Genomic DNA, 14,795 nt, shown 5'->3' with positions numbered 1-14,795 from the left:
TGTCCGCCGCAGCGTTTGTCAAAGGGCCGAGTGACGCATGAATGGACAGGAGAAGCTCCGTGCTGGCAAGCCTGTGTTCTGCCGCTATCGGGATCTCAGCCGAGAGCAACTGAACGTGGAGTTCCAGGTCCATACGAGTTGGACCGACGGGCAGGCGACTGCGCTTGAAATCCTGCAAGCGGCCAGTGAACGCGGTCTCGCAGCGCTGGCTTTCACGGAGCACGTACGCGAAGACACGTCATGGTTTCCTGAGTTCAGGGATGAGATCCGCTCCGCTGCGCGCGGTTTCGATCATATGAGCGTCTACGTCGGCTGCGAGACGAAAGCGATGGATGACGACGGCAGGCTGGATGTGTCGCAGGACGTGCTGGATCGATGCGACATCGTGCTCGGCGTCGTTCACAGGCTCCCGGACGGACGCGGCGGCTATCTGGATTTCAAGCAGCTTTCCTATGAAGAGGTGGCCGAAATCGAGTTCCGCCTGTCGATGGGAATGGTCAGGAACGCGCCCATTGACGTCCTAGCGCACCCGGGCGGCATGAGCCTCAGGCGGCACGGGCGTTTTCCGGAAACCTATTTCAGGGACTTGATGAAAGCGACGCTCGAACGGCTGATCGCGATCGAGATCAATTCCTCCTACCTCGTCGACATGCCGGCGTTTCTGGCTCTGTGCGAGGAGGTCAATCCATTCGTTTCGATCGGTTCCGATGCACACCGGTTGAGCGAACTGGGCTATTGTAGAGATCAGCTAATCGAATTGGGAGCAGGGCGGTCATGAAGGTCTTTATCACCGGGGCAGGCGCCCTGCTCGGGCAAGGGATCATTCGCGCTCTGCGGCGCTCGACCTTGAACGCGAGGATAATCGTGGGGGACCCAAGTCCGCTCTCGGCCGGGCTTTACTGGGGGGATGCCGCCTATCTCGTGCCGATGGCCAAGGACCCTTCCTATCTGGACCGGCTTGGCGAACTCCTGCGTGCCGAACGGCCCGACATCCTCATTCCGGGAACCGACGTGGAACTTCCGATTCTCGCGGCGAACAGGGAAGCGATCGAGAGCACCTACGGAACCAAAGTGATCATCAGTTCGCCGCGGGTGGTGTCGATTGCCAACGACAAATGGCTGACCTCCGAGTTCTTTCGCGAACGGGGCCTGGGATATGTTCCCTCCTGTCTGCCGGGCGACGAAGACACGCTGATCGAGGAATGCGGATTTCCGCTCGTCGTCAAGCCGAGAGTTGGCGCCCGTTCGATCGGCTTTAGTGTCGTGCGCAATCGGGAGCAACTGGCGCGCGCAATCGAGGAGCAGCCAGGCATCGTGATCCAGAAACATGTCGGCTCCGAAACGAGCGAGTACACCGCCGGGACGCTGACTTTCGACGGGAAATGCCGTGCGACGATCGTCATGCGCAGGGACCTTCGGGACGGCAACACCTACAGGGCATTTGCCGAGACTTTCCCCGCGCTGAACAAGGCCATGGCAGAAGCTGCCGATGCCCTCGGCGCCTATGGCCCGGCGAATTTCCAGTTTCGTTTGGACGACGGTGTTCCCCGCATCTTCGAGATCAATGCGCGGTTCTCCGGAACGACGGCGGTCAGGATTCATGCGGGCTTCAACGAGGTGGAAATGTGCATCCGCCATCTCGTCTTCGACGAGCCGATCGAGCAGCCGCAGATCACGCCGGTGACGATATTGCGGCACTGGTCTGAAACCGTAGTGAGACCCGGCGATCTGGTCACTGCTTCTTCTGCGAAGCTCGACGAAACGGTGTAGGGGAAATGCGGCTGGCAGTTACCGGCGCGACCGGGTTCATCGGTGCCAGGTTGATCGATCGAGCCCTATCCAGGGGCTACGAGGTCACCGCACTTGCGCGCGATCCGGAGCGGGTGGCAGCCGGAATGGGCTCGGGCCTCCGGATCGAGAGATGGTCGGTTGGCGATCCCCTCCCGCCGCTCGGTCGAACCGATGCGGTCCTTCATCTTGCCGCCTACATTCCCGCCGATCTCAGCGATGCGCGTCAGGCCGCCAGATGTTTCGAGATCAACACGAACGGGGCCATCCAGGTCGGCATGGAAGCGGCATCGCAAGACGTGAAGCGATTTGTCCTGTTCGGATCGGCGCAGGTCTATGCTCCTGGCGCAGGCCCCGCTTCGGAAGCGAGCCCGGCCTTTCCCGTGCACCGCGCGAGCTATTATCTGGCGAGCAAGCTCGCCGCCGAAATCTGCCTGCTCGCCCTCGGCAAATCCAATGCCATGCCGGTGACGGTGCTCCGCCTCGCATCGGTTTACGGCCCCGGCATGCATAACAGCGGTATGGTGCCTGTCTTCGTGCGGACGCTCGGAAACGGGCGCTCCCTGGTCATTCAGGACGGGGGCCAGTACAGCGTCGACCTCGTTTATGTCGATGACGTCGTGAGGTTGGCGCTCGAGGCTGCGGAGAGAGCCGAAGGCGGCGTCTTCAATGCGGGGAGCGGGCGTGCTTCTACTTCACTGGAAGCCGCTCAGATCGTCGCCGATGCCGTCGGAGCAGAACGGCAGCTCATTGCCGTCGAGAGCGCCAGCACCGATGCGCCGCCGCGCGGCTTCAGGGCCCTCGATGTGTCCAAGGCCGCAAACGAACTGAACTATGCGCCGCTCTCCTTCCGTGAGGGCATCGAAGAATGGAAATCGATGACCGGCCTGACGGATTTTCAGGGTGGGAGCGTGAACGCGTAGAGGCTCCGAAAATTGGTTGAAGCGCAGCCGCGCGTCCATACACGCGGCATTGCGCCGACCCTTCCTTCACCGATCAGGCGAAAAGGAAATCACTGCTCGAAAAGTTCGCAGCGCTAAGGGTGCCGTCGGGATCGTCCAGCAGAATGGAGAAGGCTTTGCCGGAGGAGTCGTAGCCTTTTACCAGCACGTCTCCGCCGGTGTCATCATAGGCGTAGACGGTGCCTGCAGCGCCTGAGCTGGAGTACTGCTTGATCCCGAGCTTCTCTATCACGAGGAAATCGACACCATCTTGAAAATCCATGACGGTATCCTGGCCGCTGAGCGCCGGAGCGCCTTTGAAGACGAAACGATCGGCGTCGGCTCCGCCCCAGAGGATATCGGTTCCCGCCTCGCCAACGAGGACGTCCTGACCGGCGTCGCCGCGCAGGGTATCGTTGCCGTCGCCGCCAAAGATGCGGTCGTAGTTGTTGCCGCCGCTCAAGGTATCGTTGCCGGCTTCGCCGTACAGCATGTCGTCGCCGTCATCCCCGAAGACGCGATCGTCGCCGGCGCCGACGAAGATCTTGTCATTGCCGCTGCCCCCGTGGGCCTCGTCGACGCCGCCCTCGGAGTCCAGCACGTCATGACCGTCGCCGCCGTCGAGATAGTTGTTCCCGTCGCCGCCGTCGACGATGTCGTTGCCGACGCCGCCATAGACCCAATCGTTGCCGGATTGGCCCTTGAGAGCGTCGTTGCCTTCTTCACCATATATCCTGTCGTGGCCGGCGCCGCCGGCAACCGCCTGCTGCGTGACCTGCCCGGTTGCGGGATTTACCCGGTTGTTGAAGCCGTCGTCTCCCGAACCGGCATAGATGATGTCGTCGCCATCGCCTGCGTCGATATATTCTTCTCCTGCGCCGCCGAAAATCTTGTCATGACCCCGGCCGCCCAAGATCTGGTCATGGCCGTCGCCGCCATCGAGAATGTCGCTGCCGTCACCTCCATCTAAGATGTCGTTCCCTAATCCGCCCTTCAGCCTGTCGTGGCCAAGGCCGCCGTCGATCCGGTCGTTACCCGTGCCGCCTTCGGCATAGTCGTCGCCGGGGCCGCCGACGATGAAGTCGTTTCCATCGCCGCCAAAAAGCATGTCATTGCCCTCGACGCCATCGAGATAATCGTCGCCCGCGTAGCCCCAAAGCTCATCGTCGCTCAGAGCGCCGCGGATCGTGTCGGAAAGATTGGTTCCCTTCAGAATCATTTTGATGTCCTCTAGCTGTGGGCCGGAGGGCGGGTAAATTGAGAATAGGGCGCAAAGTGATCTTCAGCCTAAGTCTCTTGCCGCCACCAGGAATTATTTACTCTTCCAATAAAATCCATTCCATACTACTTATCTTAGAGTTCATCAATTACTTTCAATCGTGTAGAAGGCTTTGCCGAATTTTCTGTGTGCACCTTGCTGGAAACACGATAGCAGGGAGATAATCAAACGGGTTAGACAGATGTATTTCTTTCGTTCAAGCCGCCAGGAAATCTGAATATTTTGCGGTCACCGCAGCAATCGCATACTCACTTTCGATGCGTTCGCGTGCCGCGCGCGCATAACGCGCATACTCCGCCTCCGGCAGGTCGAGAAAGGAGCGCATCGCACCGGCAAGAGCTTGCGGGTCGCGCGCCGGTACTGCGATACCGGCCGTTCCGGCGATCGCGGCCGCGTCACCGACATCCGTCGTGACGATCGGCTTGCCGAAGCTCATGGCCTCCGCGATGACGTTCGGGAAGCCTTCGGTCCGTGACGAGAGGACCAAGAGATCGATGCTTTGATAGAATGCAGGCATGTCGCCGATCTCCCCCCGGAGATCGACGGCGTGGGCCGGAAGACCGGCTTGTGCCATCAGCTCGATGACGGCCGGGTTGTCGCGGACGAGGCCATTGCCGGCCGCGGAGAAGACCGCCTGCGGGTGGGTCTTCACCACCTGAGCGGCCGCCTTGAAGAAGGTTCCGTGATCTTTCTGCGGGTGGAAGCGACCCACGATACCGATCCGCCGGGCCGTTCGCGGTTCGGGAGCCGCGACTTGCGGAAGGTCGAAGCCGTTGGGAATGACGACCGCGTTCCGATTTGCGTAGCCGTAGGCGCGATGCAGTTCGAGCGCGCGGGCGCTGTTGTAGATGATGCCGCTCGGCCGGTGCGACAACAGTTTCGCCGCCGCAATCGCGATGCGGGAACTGCGCGTAAGGGAAGTGGGATCGTCCAGCGACTGGCGCACGTTCCAGAAGACCGGCGCTCCATGCCGAGCCATGCCCGCCGCCAGGGTGCCGGCGACCATCGCGTGGTACATCCAGCAGAGGATCACGTCGGGCTGCTCCTTCCGGATCAGTCGGGCAAGCCGCAGGATCGCGCCCGGAAGCGCCGCGAGCGAAGCGGCACCCAGCGAGACATAGGCGACCCTCGGATTGTCGGCGAGGCGACGGTTGCGCTCGGAAACGCCGATGAGAGAAACCACGATGGCGCGCTCGTCCGTCGCTCCGTGCAGCAGCCGTGCCAGCATCGTTTCGGCGCCGGCACTCGCGGTGAAATTGGTGATGACATGCATTATCATCGCGGTGCCCCATGTCTGCCGCGGCGACGTTCTACGTGGCTGATCTGCAGCACCATGAAAATCCCTCAATCGGCCAGGTGCATGCCGGCAAACAGCATCCTGTTGATCATGTGGACGTCAAACTTGGTTTCCGCGAGCTCTCGCGACCGCTTTCCCATCTTCTCCGCCAGGTCCGGATCCTGCGCAAAAGCGGCCATGGCGTCGGCGAGCGCTGCGACGTCGCGCGGCTTCACGACCATCCCGTTGGTTCCCGGCTGCACGGTGTCCCGGCAGCCCGGCAGATCCGTCGTGATTACCGGGCGTCCCGTCGCCAGGGCCTCAAGAATGCTCCGCGGAATTCCTTCACGGTAATAGGAAGGCAGGACGAAAACGTTGGACGCCGCGAGATAGGGCCGCACGTCCACTGTCGTGCCGAGGTAGTCGAGTATTCCCTCGCGCACCCAGCCATCGATTTCCTCGCGCGAAATCGCCGTCGGGTTGCTGTCGAAATGGCCGAGCAGCTGAAATCTGGCATGCGGGAAAGAGCGGCGCACGATCCGCGCGGCTTCGACATATTCGACGACGCCCTTATCGCGCAGCAGCCGGGCGACCATCAGGAAAGTCGGCCCGCCGCGAGGCGGTTTCGAGAATTCGAAATGGTCGAGATCGACGCCCGATCCGGAGATCATCGTCGGCGAGAGGCCGCCCTGCAACATTCTGTAGCGGCGAATGTCGTCGTCGTCCGCGTCGTTGTAAACGAAGACGACGCGGGCGCCCCGCAGCGCCGAACGGTATAGCCGGACACACAGCTGTCGTATTGCCCGCGCCTTGAGCGAAGCACCGGCGGCTTCCGAGAATATATGGCCGAGCCCGGTGACGAGGAAGCAGCGCTCCTTTATCCCGAGCGTCCTGGCCGCGATCCCGGCGTAGATGATCGGCTTCATGGTATAGGGAAGGACGATGTCCGGCTGCAGGCGGGCGAAGTGGCGCCGCAGCGTCCAGAAGGTCCGCAGGTCCTCCAGCGGGTTGAGCCCGGTGCGCGCCATGGGGATCTGGATGAAGCGCACGCCGATTCGCGCAAGCTCCTGCTCGACCCGGGGGTCGTGTTCGGGTGCGAAGGCTATGACATCGTGCCCGGCGGCGACCAACCGCTTCAGCAGCTCGAGCCGAAAGATCACGAGAGAGGCTGTCAGGCTGGCGACGACGGCAACAACGCGCTTCTGCCGCAACGGGCGCGCAACTCCGTCGTGTTTTGCCGAACGGTCCGTAAAGTCCTCGGCTTCGGTTCGAGAAACCTTTTCAACAAGATCCACTGCTCGTCTCCCCGGATCGGCTCCACCGTCGAGCGGTGGTATTCAACGTTCAACTTCCAACTGCCGTACACGCGGGCCGCGCGGCGGGGCGCCGACTGGTCTGCTGCAAGATCGGCGCGCGACACGGCTTCCGATCGGCGGACTTTCGCAGGCGGCCGCAATGCCGTCACGATGCATCCGCACCGATCGTGTACCCCGTCGTCACCTCCCGGGCAGGCGTACCTCCGCGCCGTAGCCGCGTGGTGATTTCGCTGCCTTGGCCCTGATCCGGCTCTTCGGCCGCAACGGCGTGCGTGTGCTCGCCGCCGCCGTTTTGCGATCCGCCTCGTGCTCATATCGCGGCAGCAATTCGCGCATGACCGCCACGACGCTGGCCTCGTTGCCACGTTCCGAATAGCGCTGCAGGCGCGCGAACGCGTCCCTCAGCGTGGGCAGCGGAATGGGTTCGGGCACCGCTCCAAGGACGCCCGGCACCGGCGAGCTTATGCGCTTGTCGGTTTCGTCGAAAAGCTCCTCGAAGAGCTTTTCGCCCGGCCGGCAGCCGATGATCTTGATTTCGATCTCCTGGTCCGGCGTGAAGCCGGCAAGCCGGATCATCCGGCGGGCGATATCGATGATCTTGATCGGCTCGCCCATGTCCAGCACGAAGATTTCGCCCTGGCCGAGCTGCTTTTCAAAGCCATAGGCGGAAGCCTGCAGGGTGAGTTCCACCGCTTCGCGGATTGTCATGAAGAACCGCGTCATATTCGCATCGGTCACGGTCAGCGGGCCGCCCCGGGCCAATTGACGCTTGAAGAGCGGGATCAGCGAACCGCTGGAACCCAGCACGTTGCCGAAGCGGACCGTCATGAAGCGCGGGCCGAGACCCGTTTCGATGCCGTTCAGGTCGAGCGCCTGGCAGTAGAGCTCGGCAAGACGCTTCGTCGCGCCCATGACGCTCGTCGAATTGACGACCTTGTCGGTCGACACCTGGACCATAGCGAGCGTGCCGTATTTCTTGGCGGCGTTGGCGACATTCATGGTGCCGACGACATTGGTGAGCACGCCCTCGCAAGGATTCATCTGCACCATGGGCACGTGTTTCAGAGCCGCGGCATGAAAAACGAGTTCAGGCCGGTGCCGCTCGAATATCTCCTCGACCCGCTGGCTGCGGCGGACGCTGCAAAGATAGCTCCACCGCGGGACTTGGGGGAAGCTTTCCGTGAGCGTCATGTCGATTGCGTAGAGATTGTATTCCGTGTTGTCGATCAGGACGATCTCCGCTGGATCGCAGGCGGCGACTTGGGTCGTCAACTCGCTGCCGATCGAGCCGCCGGCCCCGGTGATGAGTACCCGGCGCCCGCGAACGAGGCGACTGATCGCCTCCCGGTCGAGCGCTGCCTGCGGCCGTTCCAGGAGGTCGGTCAGTTCGATCGAGCGCAGTTCGTAGGGGTTGTCGCCCTTGGCCCGCTTCAACTCCGTCATCTGCGACAGGCGCGAAACGGCAATGCCCAGCCTTTCGGCGGATCTCAGCAGGCCGTCGGAAGCCTCCTCTCCAAAGGCCGCAGGGGCCTCGGTGAAGACGATATGACGGGGTTGCTTGCCCTGTTGCTGCAACTCCGCAACCACCCCTTCGAAGTCCTGGATACGTCCGGCGATCGGCACGCCGCGAAGGGTCATGCCGATCTGATCCTCGCTTCTGTCGAGGCATGCGACGGGCGTATAGGTCGCGTTGGGATCGCGTGCGAGAGCGCGAAGATAAAGGTCGGCGGCATCGCTCGCGCCGATAAGCAGCAGCGGAATTCGGTTGTCGTCCTGCGCGTCCTTGCTGCGCCCGGACTTGAAAACGGGCCGCCTCAGCGCGAGTTCCTCGGCGCGGAAGCTCAGCCTTGCTGCTGCCAGGAAGGAGATGAGCAGGAGCGACTGCATCGGAACGACGGTGCGCGGGATATCGGTGAGCCTGGTGGAGAAAAACAGCAGCGTGACGAGCAGCAGGGAGGTCAGGAAGACCGCCCGCAAAATGATGAAGAGGTCGGAAAGGGAGCCATATTTCCAATTACGGCTGTAGAGGCCCGAGAGGGGGAAAACGAGTGCGCATACAGCGAGGTATTGCGCACCGGACCAGAACAGCACCGAGGTGGTCTCCGGGCGTGCGGAAAGCTCTCCGACGCCGTAGCGCAGCAATAATGCCATCGCGAGCGCGACGCCGACCGATGCCAGGTCGGTGAGATAGAGGGCAGGATATTTTTGAACGCTGCGGACCGCTCCCCTTATCCGCCTGAAGCCGATATCGAGGGCGGCTCCGCAGATCGCCCAAAACATTCTGGCCGGTGCTCTGCTGCCCCCCTCTCTTCCCAAAATAGACGGTAACGTCAGGAAATGATTACGAACTGCCTTCGCGGCGGCGTGTATACGCTGCATGACGGCCCCTTCCAATACTTATAAGCCCTACAGCTCCGCCGAACGACGAACGCACGACCCCCAAAGCTCTTATGGTGGCTAAGAACAGTGCGTCTGTTGTGTGTCGGTTCGACCTGCTGGAAAGGCTAGATAAAATGAATTCAACAAAAAATAGGCGTTCGCGATCATTTCAACCGCAACGCAAAATTCCTAGGCATATTCGAATACCGTAATAAAAAAGCACGTCTTTAATGGGTTGTAAACAGTTTTTCAGTATTGGCCCAATTATAGTTTTCTACTGTGCTTATGTATTTTGCCCGGAAGCCTGGACCGGGTCCGACCCGCCGAGCTTGCCGTGAACCGGAGGCCGCCTGTCCGAGGTCCATTCCCATGCATGCGCCTCGATGCATTCCTCGTCACCGCAAAGCACGATGAACCCGCGCTCCGTATGCGCCTGAATCTGCCCGGTCAGGCCGATATATTGCCTGGAGTTCTCGACCGGGGTTGCCGCATCGATGCGTATTTTCTGGCCTTTGTAGAATGTAAAGGCGCCCGGATATGGATCTCCGACCGCGCGGATCAGCCGCAAGATGGATGCGGCCGGGTCTTGCCAATCGATCCGGCCGTCCTCCGCGGTGCGCTTCGCGCAATAGCTTGCCTCCGCTTCGTTCTGCCCGATCCGGGCCGCGTTTCCCGCTTCCACCTGTGCCGCCGCCACGACGACCATCTCAGCCAGGTTTTCGGTGTGCCTTGTATAAAGACTGCGCGCTGTCTCGTCGGGGGCGACGGGAAATTGCCGCTGTAACAGGATCGGTCCCGAGTCGATGCCGTCGTCCAGCCAGAAAAGGGTCGAGCCCGTTCGTTCCTCACCCCGGAGGATGGTCCAGGGGATGACACCGCGGCCCCGCAGACGCGGCAAGGCTGCCGGGTGAAAACCGACGGTGCCCGCGCGCGCCACATCCCTGAATGGACGCCGGCAGACCTGCGACCAGCCTATGACGAGCGAGAGATCCGGGGCGGCCGCTGCAACGGCCTCAAGCGTCGCCTGGGAATTTATGTCTCTTGAGTAATGGATCGCGCTTCCGGCCGCCCGCCCGATCTCCCCGAGGTCCACAAAATCGGAATGGCGCCCCGCCGCTTCGGGCGGCAGCGTTATTACGAGCACCGGAGTGCGCTTTGCTCTTATCAGCGCTTCCAAAGCAATCTTGGAACTCTCGACGGCGCCGACGAATACGATACGCATGGTCACACCATACAATTGAATAGGAAATCACTGACGAGGGGGACTTCAAAGAAATTCAAGATCAATATCGCCCTATCGAACACAATTGCTACGGGGAAGTCCAGAGCCGTTCGGGGAAAAGCACTTTCGTCGTGAAGCGTGCATTCGCAACAGCTTGGCGAGGGTCGGTGTCGGTGAGGAGGCGTTCGATGCCGGCTGCCTGCAGCCCCTCGAGGCAATCTTCTCGCCCGAGGTGCTTGCAGAAATCGCAAGGAACTGTATCGGCCCCACCTTCGGTAGCTACCGCTTTGCAGGCAAGCATTGGGCTTTGCCTCTCGATGCGCGACGCAAGTCTCGGCAAATCGGCCGGATTTTGCTGAGTTGCTCCGCTCCCGTTACATGGGGCGGAGCGTCACCTTGTCTCGCAGCAGCGGCGACCTGGAAACTGCGATGTCTTGCGACATTCGCGTCGCTTCGGAATGCCCACAGTTTGCCGCGCCTGAGATCAAGCTCGGCTGGATAGGGGGCGGCGGCATGGCGGCACATCTGACGCATTCGATCGGCGCTTCGAATGCTGCTCTCATGGCTCTGACGGGGGATTCCGTCAGGGCAGAAAGGGCTCTCGCATGGGGGCTGGTGAGTGAAGTGGTCCCGCAAGGGGAACTGATGGCACGCGCAAAAGCCATCGCAGCGGTCATTGTATCGCGGGCACCCATAGCTTCGGAGACGGCCAAGGCGAATCTGAAGGCCGCGGTCTCGATGCCACTCGAAAAGGCGATTGAATACGAACGGGATCTGCAGACGATCTGTTTCGACGGAAGACGCGGCGGAAGAGCGCGCCGCATTCAAGCAAAAGCGCAGCCCGGTTTTTCGGCGCAGATAAGCGGCCCGGCGGCATGGATCACCAGGACCGAGATCGGAACATGCGGTGCACAGAATGCTCCGGCGTCTGCGGCCTGAATGGCGGCCGAATAAATCGGCACCACCAGCTAACGTTGCAAATTGCTGCGCCTCGGAAATTATGATACGTCTTGGCTGAGCGGATAACGCCGCCAGTCATTAGATTAGTTTTTTGAATATTAAAAACGCATAAGAAGACGCCACGTCGTGGCAATTTTTTAAGAGGGCGACACCCGCCCTGCGACGGAACGGTTTCAAGTTCTGAGAAAAATATTCGCTTCTGGTTGAATGGATACGGATTGTCACGCCATGACCGTAAGTGCCAAAAAATTTTATTCATTGAGTTCCAACACGTTCGATCTGGTCTCGGAGTCAGCTTTTTTCGCCCGGTTGAAGATGCGTAATGGCACCTTCAAACTGACTCAGCCGTCCCGATTTCGGGAGCTGGAGGTCGCGTTCCGTCCATTCATCGCCGAGCGCGCTACTTTCCTCCACGACATCCTGGATGTGGGTGTCTCCACCGGATTGACGACGGTGGAACTGTCAAAATTTCTCGAAAGTTGCGGCGCCGCGGTCCACATTACAGCGACCGATCTCTTCGTAGAGGCCCACATCGTCGAATTTTCTCCCGGAATCACGGTCTTTTGCGACCCGGAAGGCTGGCCGCTACAATATGATCTGCGCGGCGTGGCTGTTCGGCCCTGGATCAGAAGGCTTGACTACGTGACGCTGGCATTTGCCCCGCTCCTGTTGGCGCGCGTCCTCTTGCAACCGCGCCTTCGCGACCGCGTACGGGAAGGCAAGAGCAGGCAGGTGCAGATGATCACCCGATCATTGCCCGAGAACGGCAAAATAAATTTCGTCGAAGACGATATTATGAGCCGGTCGCAGCACCTTGCCGGTCGGTTCGATCTCGTGAGAGCCGCAAACATTTTGAATACGAACTACTTCTCGCTGGATCAGATCCGGACAGCAATCGAGAACATCCACTCCTATCTCCGCGGCCCGGGCGCCTTGGTCGTGGTGACCCGAACGAACCGCGCGCAGGAAAACGCTGGAACCTTGTTCGAGCTCAAGGAGGATGGTTCTTTCGCCGCGCTGGAGCGCGTCGGGGGCGGATCGGAGATCGAAAAGCTTCTGCTGGATTTCCGGGCATCGTGAGGCGGAGCCATACACGGCCGGAATGGAACGTCCCGGTCTCCCGAAGCGGAGATCAAGCTTCAAGAGAATGGAAGGCTTCATGATGCCCTCGCAACCAGTTCGCATCGCTTATATCGCAGGTTACGGACGCAGCGGGTCGACCATACTCGACATTGCGCTGGGACAGCATGCCGCTGTGGTGGGGGCCGGAGAGATAACGTCGCTCACACGTCACGTCTGGCGTCACAACGAATATTGTGCGTGCGGCAATGCAATTCGTGACTGCTCCTTCTGGAGTTCGGTCCGCCGGGAGTGGTCCGCCGGCCAGGGACCCGGGCTAATGGAGGAGTATTACGCCCTTCAGCAAAAGTTCGAAGGGCTTTCGATGATGACGAGATTGCTCGGCGGCATGGGTCTCGGAAAACAATTTTCTCTGTATATGCTTCATACGAAGCGCCTGTTCAGCGCAATGCAGTCATGCTCGGGCCGGCAGGTGATCGTCGATTCCTCGAAGCTGCCGGGGAGGGCGATGGCCGTTGCACAGATACCCGGGATCGACATGCGGGTCATTCATCTGGTGCGTGACGGGCGCGGTGTAGCCTGGTCGTTGCTGAAGGGTTACGAGCGCGATGCCAAATCGGGCTTGCAGAAGGAAATCAAGCCGAAATCGGTATTCAGGACAGCCTTGCGCTGGAGCATGGTCAATCTTGCCGTCGAATATCTCTCGCGAAAATTGGGCTCTGAAAAGGTCATGCGTGTCAGATACGAGGATTTCGCGTCTGACCCTGTTGCCGTTATGCAGCAAATCGGAACGTTCCTCGAGCTTGACCTTAGTCAGGTAGGTACATCGCTGCAGAACGGCGAGGCTATGGGGCCGGGACATCAAGTGGCAGGCAATCGGCTGCGCATGAACGCGTCGATCGCGCTCAACAAGGATGAAACGTGGCGAACACGGATGCCGACCCGTCAGCAGGTTTCGTTCGAGCGGCTGGGCGGCTGGATGCTCCGACGCTACGGCTATCTTTGAAGGTCGGTGTCATATTTCTGCGGGATGGCGGCTCAAGAGCATGACGGTAATCTACCAGGCGCATGACGTAAGGGCATTTGGTTTAACAATAGCGCGTTGCCTGATACTGGCGGGGTTGGTCTGCGGATCATGGGTCGGCTTCTCCCGGGAAGCTCTAGCCCAGGCGGCACTGGCCGAGCCCCTTTCACCCAAGCTTCCAGACGGGAGACAACGTGCCTTTCCCACGGCCGAAGGCTTCGGCGCCGGCGCTCTTGGAGGGCGGGGGGGCAAGGTGATCTATGTCGTCAACACGAACGAGTCGGGGCAGGGCTCCTTGCGTGCGTGCATCGAGGCATCCGGCCCGCGCATTTGTATTTTCCGCACGGGCGGCACCATTGTTCTTCGCGAAAGATCGCTGGTCGTTCGACATCCATTCCTGACGATTGCCGGAGAGACGGCACCGGGCGGCGGGATCGCCATCCGGAACGGCGAGACGCAAATTCGCCCTTCAATCGAAATCGTGACCCATGACGTGATCATCAGGCACATTCGTCTTCGCCCCGGTCCGCATGCCGTGAAGGCTTGCTGTTCCGGAGGCCTCGGAATGTATTCCAACTCGGCGAAGGATATCATGCTTGATCATATCTCCGCCAGTTGGGGATCAGACGAGACGATCGATTCGGAAGAAGCGAGCAACTTCACCTGGCAGTGGGGTATTGCGAGCGAACCGCTGCTGCGGGGCGGCCCGGGGAAGGACAAGCGGGCGCGCAACATGTTGTTCACGAAGGGCGGCAACGTCTCCGTCCATCACTCTCTCTTCGCTTTCGGCCAGTTCAGAAATCCGCTGATAAAGATGAAAATTCCCGGCGCCGTCGCGGATGTCGTGAACAACGTGTTTTTCTCGCCGAAGTGGCAATATGTCCTAAGCTTCGGCGATGAATGGGCGCGGATCCAGGCCAATGTGGTCGGCAACTACAAGATCGCTGGGGAAAAGCTGCGAAACGACCATATGGTTCATCTCTTCGAAGAAAGCGGACGCGGGCACGCGATTTATCTGAAGGACAATTACGACGAACCCTATCGCACCGGCGCCAGCCAGGATGACAGCCTCGTTTTAGCCGAGAAACAAAGAAGATTCGTTTCAGCCTCGGCATTTGATGCACCCGCGGTCCGCGCCTCTGCACCCGAAATTGCTTTCGAGGACGTCCTGGCGGGTGCCGGTGCGACGAAGCCCCGCCGCGACGCCGTCGATCGCCGCATCACCGAGGCGGTCAGGAACCGCAGCGGGCGATTGCTCGTGAACGATCCGCAGGACGTCGGCGGTTGGCCGGACCTCGATGCCGGGGTGCCGTATCCGGACAGCGATATGGACGGTATCTCGGATGACTGGGAGGTCGAAAACGGTAGCGATCCGGCAGATGCCAGCGATGGTCGGCAAGACTTGGATGGCGACGGATGGACGAATCTCGAAGCATTTCTCCATTTTATGGCGGGCGATACCGTGGACTAAGGTCTCCTCATCCTGTGCTTGTCACAGGAACCAAAGATCCAGCAGCGCCGCGTTTGCGG

Annotated in this window: 11 protein-coding genes and 1 pseudogene; 7 read left to right on the top strand and 5 right to left on the bottom strand. The window is 60.6% G+C overall.

The features are described 5' to 3' along the window. Positions 1 to 37 precede the first annotated feature (37 nt). The 3 genes from AC6CIG_RS22225 to AC6CIG_RS22215 are packed head-to-tail and all read left to right on the top strand — an operon-like array spanning position 38 to position 2,711. Entirely contained in the window at positions 38 to 778 is a 741-nt protein-coding gene (locus tag AC6CIG_RS22225) for a PHP domain-containing protein (RefSeq protein WP_437408743.1), read from the top strand. Beyond that, the gene (locus AC6CIG_RS22220) at positions 775 to 1,770 is read left to right on the top strand and encodes an ATP-grasp domain-containing protein (RefSeq protein WP_498323821.1); all 996 of its coding nucleotides are present in this window, start codon (positions 775 to 777) and stop codon (positions 1,768 to 1,770) included. The genes AC6CIG_RS22225 and AC6CIG_RS22220 overlap by 4 nt, the downstream gene beginning before the upstream one ends. A gap of 5 nt (positions 1,771 to 1,775) precedes the next feature. Then, complete coding sequence (locus AC6CIG_RS22215; protein ID WP_437408745.1) at positions 1,776 to 2,711, top strand: NAD-dependent epimerase/dehydratase family protein; 936 nt, start codon at positions 1,776 to 1,778, stop codon at positions 2,709 to 2,711. Positions 2,712 to 2,784: 73 nt separating this feature from the next. On the opposite strand, the gene AC6CIG_RS22210 is transcribed toward AC6CIG_RS22215, so the two are convergent. From AC6CIG_RS22210 to AC6CIG_RS22190, 5 genes are all read right to left on the bottom strand, one after another. Next, positions 2,785 to 3,948, bottom strand: coding sequence for a calcium-binding protein (locus AC6CIG_RS22210; protein WP_498323820.1), 1,164 nt, complete (start codon positions 3,946 to 3,948; stop codon positions 2,785 to 2,787). A 256-nt stretch (positions 3,949 to 4,204) separates the two neighbouring features. Next, complete coding sequence (locus AC6CIG_RS22205) at positions 4,205 to 5,287, bottom strand: glycosyltransferase family 4 protein (protein WP_437408747.1); 1,083 nt, start codon at positions 5,285 to 5,287, stop codon at positions 4,205 to 4,207. A gap of 65 nt (positions 5,288 to 5,352) precedes the next feature. Further along, the gene (locus AC6CIG_RS22200) at positions 5,353 to 6,579 is read right to left on the bottom strand and encodes a glycosyltransferase family 4 protein (RefSeq protein WP_102762338.1); all 1,227 of its coding nucleotides are present in this window, start codon (positions 6,577 to 6,579) and stop codon (positions 5,353 to 5,355) included. A 201-nt stretch (positions 6,580 to 6,780) separates the two neighbouring features. Then, positions 6,781 to 8,880, bottom strand: coding sequence for a polysaccharide biosynthesis protein (locus tag AC6CIG_RS22195; RefSeq protein WP_437408748.1), 2,100 nt, complete (start codon positions 8,878 to 8,880; stop codon positions 6,781 to 6,783). A 382-nt stretch (positions 8,881 to 9,262) separates the two neighbouring features. After that, on the bottom strand, positions 9,263 to 10,201 hold the full coding sequence (locus AC6CIG_RS22190) for a formyltransferase family protein (protein ID WP_437408749.1): 939 nt from the start codon (positions 10,199 to 10,201) through the stop codon (positions 9,263 to 9,265). Between the two features lie 411 nt (positions 10,202 to 10,612). Between AC6CIG_RS22190 and AC6CIG_RS22185 the strand changes: the two are divergent. The 4 genes and pseudogenes from AC6CIG_RS22185 to AC6CIG_RS22170 form a co-directional block, all read left to right on the top strand. Next, positions 10,613 to 11,063, top strand: a pseudogene (locus AC6CIG_RS22185) (enoyl-CoA hydratase/isomerase family protein); the annotation flags it as partial. 305 nt (positions 11,064 to 11,368) lie between these two features. Further along, entirely contained in the window at positions 11,369 to 12,241 is an 873-nt protein-coding gene (locus tag AC6CIG_RS22180; RefSeq protein WP_164866880.1) for an ATP-binding protein, read from the top strand. A 67-nt stretch (positions 12,242 to 12,308) separates the two neighbouring features. After that, positions 12,309 to 13,247 carry a sulfotransferase family protein gene (locus AC6CIG_RS22175; protein WP_498323817.1) on the top strand — a complete coding sequence of 313 codons (939 nt, stop codon included), beginning with the start codon at positions 12,309 to 12,311 and terminating at the stop codon, positions 13,245 to 13,247. A gap of 40 nt (positions 13,248 to 13,287) precedes the next feature. Beyond that, entirely contained in the window at positions 13,288 to 14,736 is a 1,449-nt protein-coding gene (locus AC6CIG_RS22170) for a thrombospondin type 3 repeat-containing protein (protein WP_164866902.1), read from the top strand. Positions 14,737 to 14,795 lie beyond the last annotated feature (59 nt).

Source organism: Sinorhizobium sp. GQ132, from assembly GCF_059758575.1.
This window is presented reverse-complemented; position numbering and strand designations above follow the sequence as displayed.

What these genes read in the sequence shown, in the direction of transcription:
- AC6CIG_RS22225 (WP_437408743.1), top strand. Translation starts at nt 38, where the DNA reads ATGAATGGACAGGAGAAGCTCCGTGCTGGCAAGCCTGTGTTCTGCCGC.
- AC6CIG_RS22220 (WP_498323821.1), top strand. Translation starts at nt 775, where the DNA reads ATGAAGGTCTTTATCACCGGGGCAGGCGCCCTGCTCGGGCAAGGGATC.
- AC6CIG_RS22215 (WP_437408745.1), top strand. Translation starts at nt 1,776, where the DNA reads ATGCGGCTGGCAGTTACCGGCGCGACCGGGTTCATCGGTGCCAGGTTG.
- AC6CIG_RS22210 (WP_498323820.1), bottom strand. Translation starts at nt 3,948, where the DNA reads ATGATTCTGAAGGGAACCAATCTTTCCGACACGATCCGCGGCGCTCTG.
- AC6CIG_RS22205 (WP_437408747.1), bottom strand. Translation starts at nt 5,287, where the DNA reads ATGATAATGCATGTCATCACCAATTTCACCGCGAGTGCCGGCGCCGAA.
- AC6CIG_RS22195 (WP_437408748.1), bottom strand. Translation starts at nt 8,880, where the DNA reads ATGTTTTGGGCGATCTGCGGAGCCGCCCTCGATATCGGCTTCAGGCGG.
- AC6CIG_RS22190 (WP_437408749.1), bottom strand. Translation starts at nt 10,201, where the DNA reads ATGCGTATCGTATTCGTCGGCGCCGTCGAGAGTTCCAAGATTGCTTTG.
- AC6CIG_RS22180 (WP_164866880.1), top strand. Translation starts at nt 11,369, where the DNA reads ATGGATACGGATTGTCACGCCATGACCGTAAGTGCCAAAAAATTTTAT.
- AC6CIG_RS22175 (WP_498323817.1), top strand. Translation starts at nt 12,309, where the DNA reads ATGGAAGGCTTCATGATGCCCTCGCAACCAGTTCGCATCGCTTATATC.
- AC6CIG_RS22170 (WP_164866902.1), top strand. Translation starts at nt 13,288, where the DNA reads ATGACGGTAATCTACCAGGCGCATGACGTAAGGGCATTTGGTTTAACA.